Here is a 21337-nt window from a genome sequence, read left to right on the forward strand (position 1 = left end):
GGTGAAGTTTTATGAAAAAGAAAGAAAAAATTCGTAGTTACGTTGCGCGTAATCCGCTAATGAGAAAGGGCGGTGCCCACGTAAAGGCAAAATCTTCGGGTCGTTTCGCTAGCAAGCAGAAGCTTCGTAAAGAGGTGCGGGAGTGCGACTCCCGCCCCCAGGCTTTTGCTGCTATTTTTTCGTTGATATCGCCTCTTTAGTTAGCCGTGTTCTCTGCTAGCCTATTTCCCATCAGGCCAGTTGGGTAGAGCTTCCAAATATACCCAGCGCTTCTTAAATAACTTAAATAGTGAAATTTCGTGAATCAGGTGTTCTTGGTCATTTTCTGTATACCAAGCCTTAAATTCTACAATCGACTTTTTTAGTCCCGCCTTGCTCTTAATAACTTCCAATTGTGTCCATTGGGTTTCAATATCCTCAGCTTGCAGTTCTGGGCAGGTGTCGGGATGCCAGGTTTTTTTCAGGTACCGAAAGTTTCCGGTTGCAAAGGCTGTATAGCGACTGCGCATAACCGCTTCTGCATTATTGGGGTAAGCTTTTCCCGACAAATAGAGTCCGCAGCAGGTATCAAGGGGCTTGCCCGATCCACAGGGGCAGTACCGATCCGTCATAAATCATCTCTCCAGCGTGAACTTAACGCTCTCGTAACACTTTTTAACCATGTTTTCTGGGGAGGGAGCGTAGCATAGCTTGACCTTTGAAATGTTGCCGCTAAGATACCGACCAACCGGTTGGTTTTGATTGGTGATGCCCAGGAGGTCATGTGTCGAGAGTCGACAAAGCTGCCATTGTTCGAGCAGCAGAAGAAGTAGTCCGGGATCGCGGGGCGCGTAAGTTGACCCTGGATGCGGTGGCTGCACAGTGCGGGCTCAGCAAGGGCGGTTTGATTCATCATTTTCGAACTAAGCAGTCACTCCTGAAGGCGATGCTGGAGGCGGCAATAGCTCGTGAAGATGACAGTGTTGCCACTTTTGTGTCCTCGGGGGACAGCTTGTTGGTGTCGCGTTTGAAGAGCATTTTTGAATTGATGGAGGACGACAAGGGGCTGCCTCGCTCACTGATCGCCGCCGTGGCCGAAGACCCCATGTTGCTGGGGCCGGTAAAAGACAAAGAGGAGCAGCAGCGTCGCGATATCTGCGATGCGTATCGTGACCCGGAAATGGCGGAACTGCTAATCCTGGCGGCCCAGGGCATGTTCCTGGGTCGCGTACTCGGTGTGGTTGAGTCTGAAGACCCGATTATTGAACGTTTACAGGGACGTCTGCTGGCGCTCTCTGCCGACCTGAACTAAAGGTCAGCCCCAGTTAATACAGTTTGTGGATGATGAATATGAATATATCGCCAAGATCGCGTTTCTCATTGGCCGTTTTGATTGCAGCAGTTGCAGTTCTGGCAGGATGCTCCGAATCGAAGACGGAGCAGGCGCAAGCAGAGCACGTCTGGCCCGTGAAAGTAGCTACCGTTGCCAGTAATGACCAGGTCAAAGATCGACAGTTTGCTGGTCGTGTTAAGGCAGTGCAGAGTGTCGACCTATCTTTCCAGGTTGGCGGGAAGCTGGACAAGCTCACAATTCGCGAAGGTGAAATTATTCCTAAGGGAACCCTGATCGCAGAACTTGATCAGCGGGATTACCTGCGCAGGGTAAAAGAAGCCCGATTAAATGTAGAGTTGCTGGAAAAAACCCTCAATCGTCAGCGCTCTCTGGCAGGGTCAAAAGTTATTTCACAGCAGCAGCTGGATGAAACGAAAAGTAACTTTGACTTGGCTAAAGTTACCCTGGAACGTGCTGAGCAGGACCTGGCTTATACCCAGCTAAGGGTTCCTTTCGATGCTTTGGCGACCCGCCAGCTGGTAGAGAATTACACCAACGTCCAGGCTGGCCAGGCGATTGTCCGTTTGCAGAATATTTCTGAAGTTCGAATTCAAATCTCCGTGCCTGAAAAGCTGTTGGCCACGGTTAATGAAGAGCAAGTCAACTCCATGACCGCCGAATTTGAATTTTTGCCGGGCAAGGAGTTCCCACTTACTTACCGTGAGCACCAGGCTGAGGCAGACAGCGTTACCCAGACTTACGTTGTCGAGTTTGGAATGCCCCGCCCCGAAAATGTACAGATCCTTCCCGGCATGACCGCTCGCGTTAGTGTGAAGTTGAATAAAGCGAGTGGTGATCTGTGGGTTCCCCTTTCAGCAGTGCAGACTGGCCCGGAAGGTAAGCCCTATGTTTGGCAAATTAATGCAGACCAATCTGTTTCCAAAGCTTCCGTGACCCTCGGGCGTACTGATGGTGAGTCGGTTCAGATTAAAGATGGCATTAGCCCTGCTATGAAACTGGTTGCTACCGGCGGCCAGCACCTTTATGACGGTGCAAAAGTACGCAATTACGCACAGCACTAATTAGTGTGTTAGCTCTGGCCCTGTTAACAGTAGGGAAAATGTTGTGAAGATTTCTGACATATTTATAGAAAAGCCAGTTTATAGCTGGCTGTTGATGCTGATTTGCTTAATCGGTGGTCTTTGGGGGCTTTCAGATATTGGTCGCCTCGAAGATCCTGCGTTTACGATCAAGGAAGCCCGTGTTTACACTTTCTACCCAGGCGCCAGCGCCCAGCGTGTAGAAGAGGAGGTCACCGAAAAGCTTGAGGTGGCCATCCAACAAATGGGACAGCTGGACAAGGTCTCCTCCACCTCAAGTCCGGGGATGTCTGAAATTCGGGTGGAAATCAAAGATCAGTATGCCTCGCAGGAACTTGCCCAGGTTTGGGATGAATTGCGGCGCAAGGTTAATGATGCTCAAAGTGACCTGCCCAGCGGCGCTTTACCTTCTATTGTGAATGATGATTTTGGTGAGGTTTACGGTATTTATTATGCGATTACCGGAGAAGGGTTTTCGCTGACTGAAATGCGTGAAATTACCAAAGCGATTCGCAGGGAGTTACTGGGAGTTGAGGGGGTTGCCAAGGTTTCCCGCTCAGGCATTATCGACGAAGTGGCTTACCTGGATATTGATGAATCCCGCCTGGCCCAGTTTGGTTTTTCCCTAGATGACTTAGCGCAGGTACTGCAATCTGAAAGTTCGACCCAGAAAGTCGGCGAGATTGGAGGTCAGGATTTACGTACCCGCATACTGGTTGATAATCCTGCGAGTGACCTGGAATCCATTCGTAATATTCTCGTCGGCGTGCCCGGTTCTACCGCGATGCTGGCCGTCCGTGATATCGCCGATATTTCTCTCGGTTATGATGAGAGCCCAAGCTTTATTGCCCGATTTGATGGTAAGCAGGCCATACTGCTGGGTGTGGCCGGTGCGGAAAATACCAATATCGTGAACGTTGGCAAGGCGGTAGAGGCCAGGCTGGAGCTGATTAAACAGGCATTGCCCCTGGGTGTAGAAATCCATCCTATTTACGAACAGCACCAGGTAGTAGAGGAGAGTGTTGACGGTTTCCTCTTTAACCTGGTTTCCTCTGTCGTGATCGTTACTCTAGTACTTTGTGTATTTATGGGCTGGCGATCCGGTGTTGTGGTTGGCACTGTCCTCGGTTTGACCGTTTTGGGCACCGTGTTAATCATGAACCTGTTTGGCTTGAATTTGCAGCGGATCTCTCTCGGTGCCCTGATTATCGCCATGGGTATGTTGGTTGATAATGCCATTGTGGTTGCCGAAGGGATGCTGATGGGGGTTCAGAGAAAAGAAGAGCCTAAGAGTGCTGCCAGGCGCGTAGTCCGCCAGACTTTCTGGCCGCTGCTGGGTGCGACCATTATCGGTATTATGGCGTTCTCCGGTATCGGTCTGTCCGATGATGCTACTGGCGAATTCCTTTTCTCCCTGTTTGCGGTAATTGGTATCTCCCTGCTACTCAGCTGGATACTGGCAATTACTATTACCCCTTACTTGGGCTATCACCTGTTTAAGCCGGGTAAGCAAGCCGACTCGGATGATCCGTACGATGGCCGCTTCTACAACATGTATTCCGGTGCTTTATCAGGAGCGTTGAAGCGCAGGGGCCTGACCATTGCAGTACTTATTGTGGTGACCCTGGCCAGCTACTTTGCTTTCGGGTTTGTGAAGCAGGGGTTCTTCCCCAATTCAAATGCTCCTCTTTTTTATGTTAACTACTTCATGCCTCAGGGCAGTGATATTAACCGTACAGACAGGGCGCTTCAGGAAGCGACTGCATTCTTCCAGGAACAGGATGAAGTTGTCTCCGTAACGGCGGTAGCTGGTCGCGGGGCTGATCGCTTTATGCTGACCTATGCTCCCGAGCCACCCAATGCGTCTTATGGCCAGTTGATTGTTCGCACTGAAAACCGGGAGCAAATCCCCCAGTTGATTGAGAGTGCCAAGGCGAAGTTGCGTGTAGCGCAGCCGGAAGCATTGATTACTTTCAAGCGCCTGGTGTTTGGTCCCGGTGGCGGATCGGATGTTGAAGTGCGTATTTCAGGTCCGGATTACCAGACACTGCGTACCTTGGCGGTCAGTGTAGAACAGCAGTTCCGTGAAAAAGGACTGGAAGATATTCGTCACAACTGGCGCAGCAGAGAGCCTACTCTGCACGCACATCTGGATGATGAGCGGGCGCGAGTTGCCGGGGTTACCAATGCTGATGTCAGCCGTATGATTCAGTTTGCCACTGCAGGTTACACCGTTGGCGACTTTGAAAGCGGTGACCGTATTATCCCTATTGTTGCCCGTATGCCAGAGGGAGATCGCAATCAAGTGGGTTCACTGGAAGACCGCTTGGTGTGGAGCCCCAATGAGCAGGGATATATTCCGGCAGGACAGTTGATTACTGATTTCGAGTTAACCGCTGATGAAGGATTGATCCAAAGACGCAACAGGGTGCCGACTATTACCATCAGTGCGGATGCGCCTGAAGGTGTTACGGCAATGGCAGCCTTTGGCCGTATACGTCCCTGGGTTGAAGAGATGAAGTTGCCACCAGGCTTCAAGGTTGAATTCGGTGGTGAGTACGAAAGTTCTACCGATGCGCAGAAGTCGTTAGGTAAAGGTTTACCCTTGGGCTTCCTGATTATGATCCTGGTGTCGATACTGCTGTTCGGTACTGTTCGGGAGCCAGTGATTATCTGGCTGGTTGTTCCTATGTGTCTCGTCGGTGTTGTTGTCGGGTTGTTGGCGACGGGATTACCATTTGGATTTATGTCTCTTCTCGGTGTCCTCAGCTTGTCTGGTATGTTGATTAAAAATGCCGTGGTATTGGTGGATGAGATTGAGGTTCAGACCCACGCGGGCCTACCGAGATTGACAGCTATCCAACGGGCCAGCGTTAGCCGTTTGCGTCCGGTATTCCTTGCCGCTGTCACTACTATTTTGGGAATGTCCCCGCTTCTGTTCGACGCTTTCTTTGCGGATATGGCGGTGACAATTATGGGTGGGCTTGGATTTGCTACGGTGTTGACACTGATTGCAATCCCTGTGTTCTATGCGGTATTCCACAAAGTGAGACCCAACGAAGTAATCGGCGGGGAAACTGAAACCAAGGAGCAACGCAAAGAGGCGGCTATTAGCGAACCTGTATCCGTTTAAAACATGTTTGCCCTAATTTGGGGCTGATCTAAGAGTCCCGTGCCAAGTTACTATTCGCTTGGTACGGGATTTTTTTTGTCTTCGTTTTTTATCCATAAATTATAGGGTTGTTTTCTGAGGGGGAGCTTTCCATTGAAATATATGAAGAGCTTTACGTAGGAAATTAAATTTATTGAACTAAATTTTTTTTCGTCTGTAATCAAACCTTATTAAGTCTGTCATTTAGCACAACTACTCTATGCCGCCTTTATAACTGGAACTGCCTTCGGGTGGGGAATCAACGCATTGGAGTGGCAATGAAAAATCATAAATTTTTCAAAAGAGCAGCGTTAGCTATTGCTATACCGGCAATTTTGTCTGGTTGCAGTGACGATAATGATGATCCGATAGTGGTAACTCCAGATCCGGAAGTGCCAGAGGAAGTCAGTCTATTTGAATCAGTTGCTGGTTCTGAGGCTGCTGCGCATATTGGTCCTTCAACAATGCAGGTACCACATGTTGTCGCCACGGCTGAAAACGTCAAGGTAATTAATCTGCTCAGCAATGGTTATCTCCCCACTGATTACTCCAGTGAAAATGTTCCCCAACAGGATATGCTTCCTATATTCGAGGAGCACCCAAGTCTCGATGCTGCGGATACGGATGGCCTTTATGTATTGTCTGGAGAACCCGATGGTTTGGGGTATCTGGATAATGACGACGATACATTTACCCTGTTTATGAACCAGGAACACTACAACTTTGTTGGCGGTGATGGGGTGGTGCTGGAGAACTCAAATCGCAGTCTCCGATCGACAGGCACCTTCATTTCAAAGTGGGTAATCAATAAAACCACCGGGGAAATTGAGGGTGGTGAGGACCTGATTAAAGGTGTTTATGCCTGGCGGCGTACCCTGTATGACACGGATGGTGAGGTTGCTGAATCTCCAGGATATACCTACGTAACACAAATGAAACCCTATTTTGATGCGGATGGGGACCTTGTGAATACGGGAGCATTCGAACGCTTCTGCTCCGCAACTCTGCCAGCTGAAACTGCTTTCTATAATGCGGAAAGCGGCAAGGGCACCCAGGTGCGGATGTTCTTGACCGGCGAAGAGAGTGACGGTGGCGAGAGCCTCAAAACTTATTACGATGGTTTGGTTGAGAAGCGTGGTTATGAAGGCCTTCGATTTGATGCTTTTGGTAGCATCAGTGGTGAGGCGAAAGCCAAGAGTGAGATCGAGTCTGTCTACGAGTACGACAAATCGGAAATTTATATCGGTCGCGGTATCGCTGTTTTGACAACCGGAGACAATGCTGGTGATGCTTATGAATTGCCACTACTCGGTAAATCTCGATTTGAAAATATCGTACCCAACTATAAAGCACAGGATAAAACCATACTGCTGTCTGTCGATGATGAACGGCCTCGGGGGGATGAGGATGATGCTTATCGCAATGGAGGTTTTCTCACAGTCTATGTTGGTGAAAAAACCAATGAAGGCAGTGAAGTTGATAAGGCTGGCTTGACCAATGGTGAGCTGTATGCGGTTCGGGTTTTGGATAGAGATGGCGCTCCGGTGGTTGATTTTAGTGATAGTGACAATCGAGCGCTGTTTGACGACAGCGAATTGATGTTTGAGTTGGTACAACTCTCCAACCGGGATACCGACGGCGATGGGAAGTCAGAAGATATTCGCGATATGAGCCAGGAGGCTTTCCGCATTCATACCACCGGAATGGAAGTCTCCCAGTGGCGTTCTCCGGAAGATGGTGATTGGGACCCATTAGATCCCAATAGCTTTTATTTTGGAGCCAAGTACGGTGTATACCAGATTGAGTTTGCGGATATCACCAATCCAATAGATGGTGGAATCATCAAGAGAGTAGTGAGTAGCAAATCCGATGGCGATATAACTGACAACTATGAAAATTTCGACAATATGGCAGCGGTTGCTGGTGTCGATAATAAGACTCGCTTGGTGTTGCAATTTGATAAATCTAATTATTACTCACCAATCTACGTTCTCGACCCTGAAACCGGAGAAATGATTCGTGTTGCCGAATTTAACCCGGAAATTATTGGCGATAGTGAAGACGAGCTCGATCTGAAGATCGAGAAACAGCTGGCAAGTGGAGAGCTGGAAGCTGAGCCTACCGATGAGGAATACCAAGCGCTGCTGGAAGAGCATGTGGAGAGTAAGCCCTACCGTCAATACTACTCACAATCCTCCAAGGTTCGCAGTGGGCTGGATGATACCGGGATGGAGGCTGCGCTCTCTACCGATGCTGAAGCATCCGGGGTTATTTATGTGGGCGATATTCTGGGTGATGGTTGGTTCTTGAGTTCAACCCAGTTTCACTATGATTTTGAAGGTCGAGTGGATAGTTACCTGAATTCCTTTAATGTGCGTGACCAAAAAAATGGCCCCTCTACACAATTGATTCAGGAAATGATGGCCGGAGGACAGTTGCACGCAATCTATATCCCTCAAGCGGTAGGGCTGGACAAGTAGCAAAATCTATCGTTGATAAATTATGCCCTGTCAAGCGTTAATCAGGCAGGGCATTTTTATCAGGTGTAAAAAAATTGATCGAAATATCCTGCTCTTCATTACTCTTGCTATAGCCCTATTTTTTCATTTGGGGTGTTTTGTATAACGTTTGAACCATTTCTTATTGATTTGAATCGCCGCATACAATTGGTACACACTTTCTTGTAACCTAGCGCTCTGGTTTGATTGGTAGTTGATGTATGAGCGTTCGGTCAGTTTCTAAGCTTTTTTCCATTGCTGTAGTTTTCTCCTTCAGTTTTTCCGCTTTTGCAGCGTCCTATGATCGGGCGGAGTGGCTGCCCAAGTGGTCTGATTCCGATCGGGATTGCCAGGATACCCGCCATGAGTTGTTAATTCGCTATTCACTATCCCCGGTAACCTATACCCGCTCCAATCACTGCAAAGTAGACACCGGTTTGTGGCTGGATCCCTACACAGGCGGCTTCTTTGTAAAAGCTTCAGATCTTGATGTGGAACATATTGTGCCGCTGAAGTGGGCGCACGATCACGGGGGAGCGGATTGGACGCGCAAGCGAAAGCAGCGGTTTGCTGAGGACATCGAGAATTTATGGCTGGTTGATGACGGTCGTAACCAAAGTAAAGGCCACAAAGGGCCGGACAAGTGGATGCCGCCCTATGGACCGGTCAAGCAAGTTTACCTCAAGCGGTTTATGGCAATCGTAGATAAGTATGGTCTTCAATTGAGTGCGGGCGAGCGCCGCAAATATCAATCGCTAATGGCGGATGGCTGAGGACAAGTAGTCTCTGGGGGTATAACAAGGTTCCGGCATCCGTTAGAATTTTGTTGTCCCCCAGGAGTTATTTGATATGCAGCACCCCCCCAAGAAGTTAATCGAATACTTTCGGCGCTGCTATCAAGCTGACAGTTACGACCTCTCCCTGAACAATATTCTAAATCTCAAATCGAATCGGCGTCTGTTCTTAGATGAGCGGGACTATTTGGGGGCTGATGAGTTACCACGTATACCTGTCTCCGCTACTTCGGGAGCAAAACTGCTGGAACAAGTGGATGCTTACCGAAAGGAGCGGCGGCTGATTTATGGTTGCCTGTTTATTTGTGGTAACTATGCTCTCCAATCTGGACTAAGTGTAAAACGCAAGTTCTGTGCACCACTACTTTATTTTCCCGCCAAGCTACATTTTGATCAGGATTGTTTTGTAGAGATCAACTCTGCAAACATTCACGTTAATCTCCCTGTTTTACGTCAACTGCTTAAACCTGATGTTGAGTCCTCAATAACAGATAGTTTCCCAGTGCTTGCTTCGCCGCTGTCCTCGACACAGCTGGCTGACGTCGGCCGCTGGCTAACCCATTACACTATTTTGGAAAATGTAGAGGAATTGGGGCGCTGGCCTAACCTGAGTGGTAAGGCAGCTGTTGAAAGTGCATCGAAGGGTGCTCAGTTGTCCTTGGTCTCGGCGGGTGCGGTAATTCTTGCAGATAGATCAAGGGGCTCTCGTGGAGTACTGCACGAATTACAACTTTTAGGCAGGGAAAAAAAATTATCTCCTCCGTTACAGGCATTACTGGGAGAGTGCCACTGGGAAACTGCACAGAAAGCGTGTGAGCCGGATATGCTGCCGGGTCTGTTGAGTGGGGCTCAGGAGGGGGCACTGGAAAATGCGGCTCGCTTTCCTCTTAGCCTTGTTTCAGGTCCGCCCGGTACGGGAAAGAGTTTTACGATCGCGGCTATGGTTCTCGATCGAGTGCTGCATGGTGAAAGTGTTTTGGTGGTATCGAAGAACCAGCAAGCATTGGATGTGGTGCGGGATAAATTGCGAGATGAGTACGGGCTGACTCAAGGGTATGTACATCGAGAGGAGCGGGGTTTTATCCCCAGCTTAAAAGCTCATCTGGATAGGCTGCTGAAAGAGGGGGTGGAACTTCCAGAGAGAAAGCCTGCCCAGGTGAAGAGGGAATTGAAGAGGGCTTATCGAGCCTTGAGGGGCCTGGAGAAGCGCTTCTCTAAAGAGCTGGGATTGGCGCGCGCTGTTAGTGTAGGTCGGTTTGCTCAGTGGGTAGCGCGATATGCCTGGAGCTTCTTTGCAAGTCGATTGAGTGTTAAAAGCCTGTGGCAATCACAAGGTGCGATTGATGATTGTCGGCGCAACTTTGAAAGCCTGGCAAGTCAGTATTTGAATACTTATCGCCGCGATACATTGCACAGACTGCTGGAAAAGAATCGAGGTACCCTGAGCCAATTCAATCAAGCCTTGCGATCTCGAACTTCAAAAGTACAGGCGGAGCGCTTTGCCCAAACTGATATGCGGGTGGTAATGCAGGCGTTCCCCATATGGCTGGTGGAGGCAGATGAACTCAATGAAGTGCTGCCGTTATCGCCCGCCATGTTCGATTTGGTAGTCTTTGATGAGGCAACCCAGTGTGATATTGCGAGTTCACTGCCGGCTCTGTTTCGAGCTGAGCGGGCAGTGATTGTCGGTGACAGTAAGCAACTGCGGCATGTTTCATTTCTTTCCCGCAACCGGCAGCAAAGTATCTGGCAGGGAGTGGTAAAAGATGCCGGGGTGCCGCCAAAACTGAGCTATAGGGATCAATCACTTTTGGATTTGGCTTCAGACGTGATTCCCACTCAACAAGCTGTTGTGATGCTGGATGAGCACTTTCGCAGCCATCCAGAGCTGATCGCATTCAGTAACCATGCTTTTTACTCCGGCCGCTTGAAAGTTATGAGGGCCAGGCCCAAACCATTACCAGAGTCGGCGCTAGAATTTTATCAACTGCCAGGGCGCCGGAGGAAAAATGGGAGAAACACCGTAGAGCGCGACTGGGTTATTGCGCAATTGAAAGCGCATTTCGAGCGCTATGCCGATGCTGCAATTCGGCCGTCGGTCGGTGTTTTGTCTCCCTATCGGGATCAGGCCGATTATTTGGAAGGGGAGTTGATTAAGGTTTTCTCCTCTCAGAAGTTACAGAGTTTTTCTGTACGCGTTGCCACGCCCTATGGTTTTCAAGGAGAGGAGCGAGATTTAATGCTTATCTCCATGGCTATTGATAATCAATCGTTGCGGGCAGCCAGCTACTTAAACCGGGCGGATGTGTTTAATGTCGCAATTACCAGGGCAAAAGAAAAGCAGTTGGTTGCATTGTCGATTGAGCCCCAAGCTCTCCCTACGGATCATCTCTTGCGTCAATATGTTGAGTTTCCACACTCCGTTGGCAGTCATTTGCAGGGTGATGAAATCGTATGTCGTTTTGCGAGTGAAGTTAGCCATTTATTAACCCAGCACGAAATTCCCCATTGGGTAGGCTTTCCTGTGGCTGGGCAGATTGTAGATGTGGTTTGTGCTGTGAGCGGGCGTTTTATCGGTATTGACCTGATTGGGTATCCCGGCGACTACGAGTCTTACTTTAGTGTAAAGGTCTACAAGGCATTGTATCGGGCGGGCATTCGGGTCTTTCCCCTGCCGTATATTAACTGGCGAAAAGACCGGCAGGGCTGCATCGAGCAGTTATTGACGATCCTTCAGCAGGAAAAAGTGCCTGTATCTGAAGCTGCTATTCCTGACGGTTAGTGCCGCTGCTTAGGGCTCAGAGATGAAAGTTACGCCGCAGCTGCTAGTCTTCAAGGAGATTTGAGCAAAATTCCAGAGTAGATCTATGAAATCCTGGTTGCTGATTCTCTCCCTCTCTGTGGTTGCAATTGCCGGAGTCCAAGTTTCTTTGGCTGATCCGCAGCAGGTTCAAGGGGTGCGAAGTCCCACTTTAAGTTTCTGCCAGGCGCGGTTCTATGAGGAAGAGGACGGACGCCTCTACTGTAACTGGGCAGTCAATTTCAGGTATGCCTGCTTTGTTTGGTGGCCAACGAATAAGATTATTCCTGCAGGGGCCAAGCTTTCAGAGCCTGAGGTTGTCGGAAAGTGCGGTAATGGTGAGCCAGTCGTCAAATTGCATCACTACTAACTCACCTGTAAAGGAGCTGTGCAGGTGAGTCGTGGATACCCCGGTTTTTCAGCGGGTAAGCTTGATTACTGACGACGGAGTCAAAGTGTGATCGCGTGTACTGGTGTCCAAGGAGGTGGCGTGTTAGCTTTTCTCCTGCTCGGCATAGAGTCCTCGATCTTGCAGCTCACGGGCCTGTTTGAGGATTTCAAGCATGGCGCTGTCCTCCACCGACATGGCATCGATGATGGCTGCCAGCAGATCTGCTGAAAACATGCACTTGCTGACTTTGCTGCGCAGGTTTTCCGGTGTCATTGAAATTCCTCTCTCGGCCAGTGCTTGGGCGAGATCCCCGTAACGCATGCCCTTTAGTGCCATTGATGCGCGCACATAGCGAGCAATTGCCTGCTTGTAAGGGGTCAGTGCTTGCTGGTTGCTCAGGCTTTGCTTGTGGTCCATGGGCTCTACTCCGTCCTATTCACTATCACCAATGTGGTAAATATTATCTTTGTGTGTATTATTTGCAACATTAGTTTGTAATAAGTTATTGACCGCAGATTTTTTGGTGCTATATTTGTGACCAATATTCCACAGCGAGGGAGTTGAGATGACCTGGAACAATGAGAACCTGCGCCAATTGGCGGAAAACCACTCCGGATGGGTGGTCGAATCTGAGGGGGATTGCCTCAGTATTTCCAACGATGAAGGCGTCGATGCGTTTGTCTATGTTGGCGAGAAGCAGATAGTTGTAGAGAGCATTCTGTTTCCCGTGAGCCAGGTAGATGATGTGGCAGCGCTCAATGAAATGGTTCTGCAAACACATCAGCTGGTGCCCCTGACAGCCATTGCGATTAAGAATATTGGTGGTGAGAACTACTACGTCGCTTTCGGTGCTCTGTCGGTGTCCAGCAAGGACGAAGTTGTTATCGAGGAGGTTGAGACCCTGTTTTCCAATGTGGGTGACTTCCTGGATTTATTTGCCGATCATTTTGAAACGGAGGGTGTAGCATGAGCCTTAAGAGAATCTGGACTGCTTTGAAAGGCGCAGTTAACGAAGGAACAGAAGCAGTAGCGGATAGCCAATCGATTCGTATTCTTGACCAAGAATTACGCGAGGCGAAGGAAGAATTGAAAGCTTGCGATGAAAACCTGACCAAAATCATGGCGAAGCGCAAACTTACTGAGAGTAAGGTCCAAGCGCTGCAAGCCGACGTTGAAACCTATAGCACTCACGCAATCAACGCGAGTGAAAAGGGCGATAACGAACTCGCTCTTGAGTGTGCAGAGCGTGTTACTGAGCTGGAAAGCCAGCTGGAAACTGAGCGCAGCATCCTGGATGGATTCCTGAGTTCAGAGAGCACCCTGAAAGGTAATATTACCCAGGCAAAAACCAATGTGCGCCGTATGGAGCAGCAGATTGACCAGATCAAAGCGACTGAGTCTGTTCAAAAAGCACAGGTAGCGGTTTCTTCCCGCCACATGGGTGCGAACAGCAAGATCAAAACAGCGCTGGACAGCCTGGATCGCATCAAAAACAAGCAGGAGCAGCGTGCCGCTGAGCTTGAAGCTGCGGAAGAGCTGGCTTCAGAGGAAACCGGTTCCAGCCTGGATGCCAAGCTGAAAGCGGCGGGCATCAAGCCCGGCGGCCAGAAAAGTGGCAGCGATAAGTTGGCTCAACTGTTAGCGGGCCGCGAAAAGGCTTAACACAGTGCTGCTTTATCGAGTGCGACGCCTTCTGGCGTCGCTTTTCATTCGGGCCAATGTAACCACCATTCTCATAGCTGTAGGCAGCTATGTTTTCATCTCCTATTGGCTGCTCAAAATTGCCGGTGAAGCTGATATTGTCGCGGGCGAGAATTTCTTTTACTGGTTGGTCGTTACCGCATCGACAGTAGGTTACGGCGATTTCTCCCCGGTAACCCCTGAGGGTAAAGTCGTAGTTGCCGCTTGGGTGATCCCAGTGGGCCTCAGCCTGTTTGCCATGGTGGTCACAAGAATTGGCTTTGCGGTTTCAGAATTTGTGCATCGCGGCAAGAAGGGCTTGCGTATGACAAACCATATTGATCACACAGTAATTATCGGCTGGAACGGTACCAGAACGCTCCGCTTGATTGAGTTGCTACTCTCCAAAACAAACGGTAGCGCAGCAGAGATTGTCCTCTGTGTTGAAGCCGATATCGAAAATCCGATGCCGGGTAAGATTGATTTTGTCCGGGTGGAATCGTTTTCCCACGGGGAAGGTATGCAGAGGGCAGGGTTGGCCGATGCCGCTCGAATTATTATCGACAACCCCCTGGATGATGTAACCCTTACAACCGCCTTATTCTGCGACAAGCTCAGCCCGAACAGCCATAAAACGGCTTATTTCCAAGATGAAAATGTGGGTGAATTGCTCCGTGCCCACTGTCCCAATATCGAATGTATTCCCTCTGTCGCTGTAGAGATGTTGGCAAAATCCTCGCTTGACCCCGGTTCCGCAAGGTTGCACCGACAGTTGCTCGATAGCACATACGGCATGACCCAATACAGCGTTGAATATCGGGGTGAGAAGCCTCTTCCTGTCGGTGAATTATTTGACCATTTTAAGCGGGATCTCTCCGCGACCTTAATTGCGGTACGTAGAAAGGGCGTGGTTAAAATTGATGTGAACCCGGGGCTTACCGATCAGGTCACCGAGGGCGACATGCTGTATTATATCTCTGCAAAGCGGCTCGATGAAAAAAGCTGTTTCGATATAAAAAGTAATGAAGAAGGTGTTGGTACATGTTTACCAAACTGATAAATAAAATAAAGGGAAAGGATGCTCCAAAGGTCAAGACTCCAGAAATTATGGGCTTGCGAATGGGGGCGAGTTTTGAGCTGGACCCTTTGGCCATTCGTCTGATACTCGATGAACTGACCATTGAATCCTGTTCACCGACCCAGATCATTAAAGCGGCCGGTGTTGTCGAACTAGATGGTACCTGGATTTATCGCTTTTACACTGATGATGATGCCTGGCTACAAGTGATTGCTGAGGGCGGTCAGCGGGATGAGCATGTGGTCGATGTAAAGCTGTTCCATTTTTACGACACTCTGGATGTTGGTTCGGAGCAGGCTTGGAATAAATTGTTAAAGAGTGATATTGGCGCACCCAGTTATCACCTGCAGGACCGCTCTTATAGCCGTGTATGGACCGCAGCAGGGGACTACCACAACCCAGTGCATATGGCCGAGAAGACTTACGATGAAGATGGTGATTATTCAGTAACGGATCAATTCACCATGCTTTTTGAGCGCGAATTGTCTGATCAGCAAACCGAATCCCTTTTTCTCTCAGCTGAAGAGAAAGAAGAGGATGCAGGCTACTTGAGCCGCAGCTTGGTGATTAGCACCGGCATTACTCTGACCCCCTCACAAATAACAATACACGGATAATAAGGAGATATTTAATGGACCAGCCTTATGATTTACTGACTGGTATCTTGCATTTTGCGGCCTACTTTGGCCTGTCGCTGGTACTTTTGATCGCGTTTAAATTTTTATACGCACTGGTGACCCCTCACGATGAGTGGAAGTTGATCCGCGAAGATAAGAATACGGCTGCCGCCATAGGTTTTGGTGGCGCTGTTTTGGGTTTTGCAATTGCCGTAGGTGGTGCTGCCAGTAACTCTATTTCTATTGTCGATTTCGCCATCTGGGCCCTGGTTGCATTGATCGCCCAGTTAATTGCTTTTGCCATTATCCGCTTTGGATTTATGCCGCGTATTGTTGAGCGCATCGAAGATGGAGAGGTGAGTGCCGGTGTTATGTTGGCTGCAACTACAATCGCTGTTGGCGTATTGAATGCGGCTTGCATGAGCTACTAATTGGGGGTGGTAATGAAGCGTACCAAGAATATTAACCTGGCAAGGATGCGCAAGGGCGGTGGCTCCAATTTTTTACTGCGCCCACTTGCCTTAGGTGTAGCGGCTGCCCTGGTCGGTTGCTCCTCAGATGAGGAAGTTAAAGTCGTCTCTTCAGTAGATGACTGTGTGGCCAATACCCAGCTGGACGAAGCTCAATGTGAAGCAGCTTATCAGCGCGCGGTTGAGGAAGCGGAGCGCACCGGGCCCAAGTATTCCCGTCTCTCTCAGTGTGAGGCTGAGTTCGGTAGTTGCCAAGAGACCAGTAGCGGCGTCTGGATGCCTCTGATGGCGGGCTTTATGGTTGGCTCCATGCTCAATGACAGGGATCGCCACTACAACTATGGCTACTACAACCCGGTCTACCGCTATTCAGGCTCCCGTTACCGCGACAAGCTGATGACAGCTGACGGCGGTATTATTGGCGACTATGGCCGTTCATCTTATAAGGTGGATAAAAGCGCTACGGCGCCTAAGCCTAAAGTTACCAAAACGGTTTCCCGTGGAGGCTTTGGTGCAGTGGCATCGGCCAAATCCAACTGGGGAGGGGGTCGCTCCAGCAGTGGTGGTTCGCGCGGCTGGGGAGGTTGATTTGTGCTGAGGTTGCCGATTGGTGAGCGCCCGCGTTGGCAAGAGCGAGCGCAGGAGTTTGGGTTTCACTTCCATACCATGTATGGCGAACCCTACTGGGATGAAAGCGCCTACTATCAATTCTCTTTGGAGCAGATAGAAAAGCACATTGAAGATCCCACTGAAGAAATTCACCAGATGTGCCTGGATGTCGTTGCCCGTGTGCTTGAGGATGAGGAGTTGCTGAGGCGGTTCTGTATACCCGAGCAGCACTGGGACTTTGTGCGAACATCCTGGCGTAATGGCGACCCCAGTCTCTATTCTCGCCTGGACTTTGCCTATTCCGGACAGGGGCCGGCAAAGCTCTATGAGAACAATGCTGATACTCCCACTTCTCTGTATGAAACCGGCTTCTGGCAGTGGTTGTGGCTGCAGGACAATGTCGATCGCAGGTCTCTGCCGCTACAGTCTGATCAGTTCAATAGCCTGCAGGAAAAACTGGTTAACCGCTTCCATGATTTACAATTCCTGACCCCGGGGCGGGAGTTGCATTTCGCCTGCTGTAAAGATACGGAAGAGGACCGGGGCACGGTTCAATATTTACAGGATTGTGCCTCCGAAGCGGGGATCAATAATCATTTTGTCTTTATCGAAGATATTGGCCGGGATGAAGCGGGTCAGTTTACCGATTTGAATGATCAGGTAATTACCTGGATGTTTAAGCTGTACCCATGGGAATTTATGCTCCGAGAGGAGTTTGGGACCCTGTTGGCAGGAAGCAATGTCCGTTGGTTGGAGCCGCCCTGGAAGGCGATTATTTCCAATAAGGCGCTTCTGCCAATGTTGTGGAAGCTTTTTCCAGAGCACCCGAATCTGCTTCCCTCTTTTTTTGAGGATGAGCTGGACAAGGCTGCGGATTTCCCGGAATTAGTTAAGAAGCCAATCTTTTCACGAGAAGGGGCGAATATTTCGGTAGTAAAAGGGGCGGATACCACTTTGCTGTCCGATGGCCCCTATGGGCAAGAAGGATTTATCTATCAGGCTCTGCATCCTCTGCCCAAGTTTGGAAAGAACCATACCCTGGTGGGAAGCTGGCTTGTTGATGACCTGGCAGCGGGAATGTCCATCCGGGAAGATTCAAACCTGATTACCCAGGATATGAGCCGTTATCTGCCACATATCATCCTCTAGGCCCGCCAACGACTGCAGGCGCTGACATCAAGCCGGCGCCTGCTTAATTCTCTTGTTTAAAAGTTATAGTGCAACCGCAGCTCAAAAAAATTCACTCCAGAATTTTCAGAACAGGTTCCTGCATTTGAGTAGTGCAGTGCGTAAGTTGTGACTCCCCAGCGGCGCTCACTCCCAAAGTCAGAGCCCAATCCAATTCGATCCTCAAATTGGAAATGACATCCCAGAGTTGTGTGATTTGTGTTTTTACTCACAATATTGGACTCAGTAATGTAACTGGCCCCCACGGAAAATTCGAAGTAGGGAAAGATAGGCTTGTCCCACTGGGGTAGGTACTCAAGCCTCCATACCGGGCTCACTGACATACCGTGAACTAAATCCTCTCCCCGTTTGGAGACGTCTGGATCGCCATCGTCCAGGCCGGATCGCCATTCAAAGTAACTGGTCTCCAGTCGCGTTTTGAGCGTCCATTTCTCAGCAAGGGACCACTGCCAGGGCAGGTCCTTGGATATGGCAAGGCGATATTGGGTGAGTTCATTGCGACGATTGGAAAATCCCGGGCCGGCTCCAACAATTGCAGCCCACCGTTTATCCGGGTTTGTTGCCGTTTCAGCCAAAGACCAGGCTGGAAGCAAAAGAGAAGAAAATAACAGACACAGGCCGAGCCTGCGGATAATCAAGTACAACATCATCCCTGATCCTACCTTTCCTACTACGAATGGTGACTACAAGAAAATGATTGGTTAGGGAAACTCAAAATCATCCGGGTTCTTTTCCAGTGTAGACAGAGGTGAGCGAATATAGGTCTTTTATCCCAGTGGTAATTTACTAATGGGAATAATTTACTAGGCTGCAGTTGTATTTGTTGCCAGGAAAACACTTGCAGTGACAGTTTAAAAAAAGCGGTGACAGTGATAGTTCTCTGATTTGAAAAGAGGTTTTTTTCTCAGGATGAAATACGTGTTCGTAGGTTGGGGTAGCTGCCAATTTCCGCCCTGCTGGCAACTTTTGAGGGTAGGTAATATCGAGAGATTTATGGTTTTAAGGCAGTCAGGCTTATCTATTTTGAATTGTAATAGGGGGTTGTTCGTGAGAGAGGGGTGTCATCTATTGATAATTAATGAGTGTGGGAACTTGTATTAAGTTAAAAATCGTCTGGAAATTTCTCATCCTGTTAAAGGTTTGCCTGTTCTCTATTTTAGGGGTCGTTGTAGTTTTTTCGTCCTATTTTTTAATTGATTATTTTTCCTTGAAAAAAAATACCCTTTAATATTATTTTTAAGGGAAAATGGTGCGCTGGTGATCTTCTGAGGTTTGTAAATTTATATCAATAATTGTCAGGAACCGTGCTGTTAAGTAGCGGTCCATAATTCTGTCGCCAACATTACACATCGAATATGTGTATTCAGGATAAGGACCTGGTTCAGCTGGGGAAGGAGGTTGGACGAAATTGAATAACAGGCATAGATATGATTTTACGAAAAACCAAACTAGCATCTGCAATTAAACTACCCGTATTAAATAGCGCCCTGATGGCAATAGCACTGGCCGGTATGAGTTCAAATGCACTTAGCCACGGCTATGTAGAGGCCGCTGATGGTGGTGTTGCATCCGCTCGTGGAACCTTGTGTAAATATGCTCTCGATACGGGAGAGATGAATGTTGACTGCGGTGCTGTTCAATGGGAACCGCAAAGTATAGAAGGGAATGAAGGTTTCCCTGAAAGTGGTCCTGCTGATGGGCAGATAGCCAGTGCAGGAGATAGCTCCTGGTCAGAATTAAATGAGCAATCCTCAGATCGCTGGGTTAAGAATTATATTAGCTCCGGTTGGCAAACTTTTAAATGGCGCTTCACAGCCAATCATGTAACCCGGGACTGGAAATATTACATTACCAAAGAAGGTTGGAATCCAAATGCGGTTTTGACCCGCGATCAATTTGATTTAGATCCATTCTGTGAGGTTGATGGCAACTATGAGCAGCCTGCGGTAAATACGACACATGAGTGTCAGGTGCCAGAACGTGAAGGCTACCACGTAATTCTTGCAGTTTGGGATGTGGGTGATACGGTTAATGCCTTCTATAATGTTATCGATGTCGAGTTTGATGGTGATAATGTTGTCAATACTGACTGGAGTGTTGCAGGCACTATTAATCCAACTCAAGATTTGAATGTGGGCGATAAAGTTTATACTCGTGTATTTGATAGCTCCGGTGAAAACTCCTCATATTCTACTGTCCTGGAAATTGCTTCAGATGAGCAGGGTATCGCTGAAAACTGGTCTCACGATCTGGCTGAGCTGATTAACCAGGAACAGAGCAGCATCCGCGCTGGTGATTACGATGGAAGCAGTAGTTTTGAGCCTCTATATGGCATCAACAGTATCTACTTGTTAGAAGGTAGCAGTTTAGAGAGTGTTGAAATTGGATACGAGCTTATCCAAGATCAGGATGATGACTCTACCGATGACGACAATAATTCCGGTGACGATAATTCGGATAATAGTGGAGACAATGGCGACTCTGGAAATTCCGGAAACTCTAGCTGTGAAGCGTTTGTGCAGCAGTATGGTGGTGATCCAGGCTACTCGATTGGCGACGTAGTTGTTTATGACAATGTTGCTTATGAATCTACACATGAGCCAAACTGGTGGTCGCCGAGTGCTGCACCGCAATTCTGGAATGAAACTACCTGCGATGGCTCCGATAGTGGTTCAGACGATAGCTCTGATAACGGCTCCGATGACAGCTCTGATAGCAATGGTGGAGATGATAGCTCTGCGGTTTCCTGTCCTGAGTTCCAGCAGCCCTACGCCGGTGATAGTGCTTACCAAGTTGGAGATCGGGTAACTTTCAGTGGTCAGGTCTACATTTCAACCTACGGGCCAAACTGGTGGTCCCCATCGGCCGCACCTCAGTATTGGGAAGAGAGTTCCTGCCAATGATGAGTACACTCTGCCTCCTATCTTTTGGTAGTTGATTGAGCTCAGTCCGACCAAAGGGCGCAGCTCCCTTAGGTCGGACGCATTTGTTAAGCTATCAGGTGTGTTGCTCTTTGTGATACACCAATCTTACTTCCCGCCAGTATTTATTCCTTTAACTTTCCTGTTGATACATTCAAATGTGAAGGGCTTCTGAATACAGCGCAAAGCGTCACCTGACAATGACTTCCTGAATCTTACTGTCAACTCTGTAACTCTAGAAGGGAATTGCTTTCCCCTCTGGGTCAATACTGTCCAGAACAGTGATCAATTCCTAGCTGCCTCTTTGCGGTATCATTCGATCCAGATACGCAAAGTCCACCCTATTGAACAACTTCCTATAGTCAGATATCGCGCTGTTCGGCGCCTGTAATATTAACGGGGCTGTTATTTTTTATTTCAAATCGGGTCTCAGCGTGTGTGCAGATTTTATTAGTGAATTAATTTTTTGGCCTGATAAATTTATTTAATTATGAGGGGCGGAAATTGGCAGGTACAGTTTGAAGTAACTGTATCTTGTTTGCTGCTGAGGTAGGGCATAGTGCCTTTGTGTAAAGATATGATGCCATATAGCTCAGCGGGCTCTCGTGTAGTGTTGTGTTCGTTTTTTTGGTGGTAAAAATGAACCGTTGATTTTGAGGTTTGATTTATTTGAGGTTCCTTCGACATTATGGTTGATGTAATCAAAAAGGTGCTTATCCGGCAGGTCG

The 21337-nt window shown here is 48.7% G+C and carries 19 protein-coding genes; 16 read left to right on the forward strand and 3 right to left on the reverse strand.

Going from position 1 to position 21337, the window contains the following annotated elements; genetic code table 11:
* Positions 1-11 precede the first annotated feature (11 nt).
* Positions 12-200 carry a hypothetical protein gene (locus ACJJI8_RS14335; RefSeq protein WP_413665191.1) on the forward strand — a complete coding sequence of 63 codons (189 nt, stop codon included), beginning with the start codon at positions 12-14 and terminating at the stop codon, positions 198-200.
* 21 nt (positions 201-221) lie between these two features.
* On the opposite strand, the gene ACJJI8_RS14340 is transcribed toward ACJJI8_RS14335, so the two are convergent.
* Complete coding sequence (locus tag ACJJI8_RS14340; protein WP_282933410.1) at positions 222-611, reverse strand: YchJ family protein; 390 nt, start codon at positions 609-611, stop codon at positions 222-224.
* 152 nt (positions 612-763) lie between these two features.
* Between ACJJI8_RS14340 and ACJJI8_RS14345 the strand changes: the two genes are divergently transcribed.
* From ACJJI8_RS14345 to ACJJI8_RS14375, 7 genes are all read left to right on the forward strand, one after another.
* Positions 764-1291 (forward strand): TetR/AcrR family transcriptional regulator, encoded by a 528-nt coding sequence (locus ACJJI8_RS14345; protein WP_282933409.1) that lies wholly within the window; start codon positions 764-766, stop codon positions 1289-1291.
* Between the two features lie 38 nt (positions 1292-1329).
* Entirely contained in the window at positions 1330-2394 is a 1065-nt protein-coding gene (locus tag ACJJI8_RS14350; RefSeq protein WP_282933408.1) for an efflux RND transporter periplasmic adaptor subunit, read from the forward strand.
* 43 nt (positions 2395-2437) lie between these two features.
* A complete protein-coding gene (locus tag ACJJI8_RS14355; RefSeq protein WP_444916110.1) occupies positions 2438-5545 on the forward strand; it encodes an efflux RND transporter permease subunit in 3108 nt (1035 codons plus the stop codon).
* Between the two features lie 296 nt (positions 5546-5841).
* A complete protein-coding gene (locus tag ACJJI8_RS14360) occupies positions 5842-8043 on the forward strand; it encodes a hypothetical protein (RefSeq protein ID WP_444932769.1) in 2202 nt (733 codons plus the stop codon).
* A 239-nt stretch (positions 8044-8282) separates the two neighbouring features.
* Positions 8283-8834: a GmrSD restriction endonuclease domain-containing protein gene (locus ACJJI8_RS14365; RefSeq protein ID WP_282933405.1), complete on the forward strand. Its 552-nt coding sequence runs from the start codon at positions 8283-8285 to the stop codon at positions 8832-8834.
* Between the two features lie 76 nt (positions 8835-8910).
* Entirely contained in the window at positions 8911-11637 is a 2727-nt protein-coding gene (locus ACJJI8_RS14370; RefSeq protein WP_444932770.1) for a DEAD/DEAH box helicase, read from the forward strand.
* 85 nt (positions 11638-11722) lie between these two features.
* The gene (locus tag ACJJI8_RS14375) at positions 11723-12025 is read left to right on the forward strand and encodes a hypothetical protein (protein ID WP_282933402.1); all 303 of its coding nucleotides are present in this window, start codon (positions 11723-11725) and stop codon (positions 12023-12025) included.
* 123 nt (positions 12026-12148) lie between these two features.
* Here the strand turns inward: ACJJI8_RS14375 and ACJJI8_RS14380 are convergent, their stop codons facing one another.
* Positions 12149-12463, reverse strand: coding sequence for a DUF6471 domain-containing protein (locus ACJJI8_RS14380; RefSeq protein ID WP_108732688.1), 315 nt, complete (start codon positions 12461-12463; stop codon positions 12149-12151).
* A 148-nt stretch (positions 12464-12611) separates the two neighbouring features.
* Between ACJJI8_RS14380 and ACJJI8_RS14385 the strand changes: the two genes are divergently transcribed.
* The 7 genes from ACJJI8_RS14385 to ACJJI8_RS14415 are packed head-to-tail and all read left to right on the forward strand — an operon-like array spanning position 12612 to position 17649.
* Positions 12612-13016, forward strand: coding sequence for a DUF2170 family protein (locus ACJJI8_RS14385; RefSeq protein WP_108732689.1), 405 nt, complete (start codon positions 12612-12614; stop codon positions 13014-13016).
* On the forward strand, positions 13013-13708 hold the full coding sequence (locus tag ACJJI8_RS14390) for a PspA/IM30 family protein (protein ID WP_282933401.1): 696 nt from the start codon (positions 13013-13015) through the stop codon (positions 13706-13708). The genes ACJJI8_RS14385 and ACJJI8_RS14390 overlap by 4 nt, the downstream gene beginning before the upstream one ends.
* 4 nt (positions 13709-13712) lie before the next feature.
* Positions 13713-14783: a potassium channel family protein gene (locus ACJJI8_RS14395; RefSeq protein ID WP_413665197.1), complete on the forward strand. Its 1071-nt coding sequence runs from the start codon at positions 13713-13715 to the stop codon at positions 14781-14783.
* A complete protein-coding gene (locus tag ACJJI8_RS14400; protein ID WP_413665198.1) occupies positions 14768-15421 on the forward strand; it encodes a YjfK family protein in 654 nt (217 codons plus the stop codon). The genes ACJJI8_RS14395 and ACJJI8_RS14400 overlap by 16 nt, the downstream gene beginning before the upstream one ends.
* Positions 15422-15435: 14 nt before the next feature.
* Positions 15436-15852: a DUF350 domain-containing protein gene (locus tag ACJJI8_RS14405; RefSeq protein ID WP_282933398.1), complete on the forward strand. Its 417-nt coding sequence runs from the start codon at positions 15436-15438 to the stop codon at positions 15850-15852.
* A gap of 12 nt (positions 15853-15864) precedes the next feature.
* Positions 15865-16479, forward strand: a complete 615-nt coding sequence (locus ACJJI8_RS14410; protein WP_282933397.1) for a DUF1190 domain-containing protein — start codon at positions 15865-15867, stop codon at positions 16477-16479.
* 3 nt (positions 16480-16482) lie between these two features.
* On the forward strand, positions 16483-17649 hold the full coding sequence (locus ACJJI8_RS14415; RefSeq protein ID WP_444932771.1) for a glutathionylspermidine synthase family protein: 1167 nt from the start codon (positions 16483-16485) through the stop codon (positions 17647-17649).
* 56 nt (positions 17650-17705) lie between these two features.
* Here the strand turns inward: ACJJI8_RS14415 and ACJJI8_RS14420 are convergent, their stop codons facing one another.
* Entirely contained in the window at positions 17706-18338 is a 633-nt protein-coding gene (locus tag ACJJI8_RS14420) for an acyloxyacyl hydrolase (protein WP_282933394.1), read from the reverse strand.
* A gap of 777 nt (positions 18339-19115) precedes the next feature.
* Here ACJJI8_RS14420 and ACJJI8_RS14425 point away from each other — a divergent pair.
* A complete protein-coding gene (locus ACJJI8_RS14425; protein WP_444916117.1) occupies positions 19116-20591 on the forward strand; it encodes a lytic polysaccharide monooxygenase in 1476 nt (491 codons plus the stop codon).
* The last annotated feature ends 746 nt before the right edge of the window (positions 20592-21337 follow it).

Source organism: Microbulbifer maximicatervae (SeqCode) (assembly GCF_052467695.1).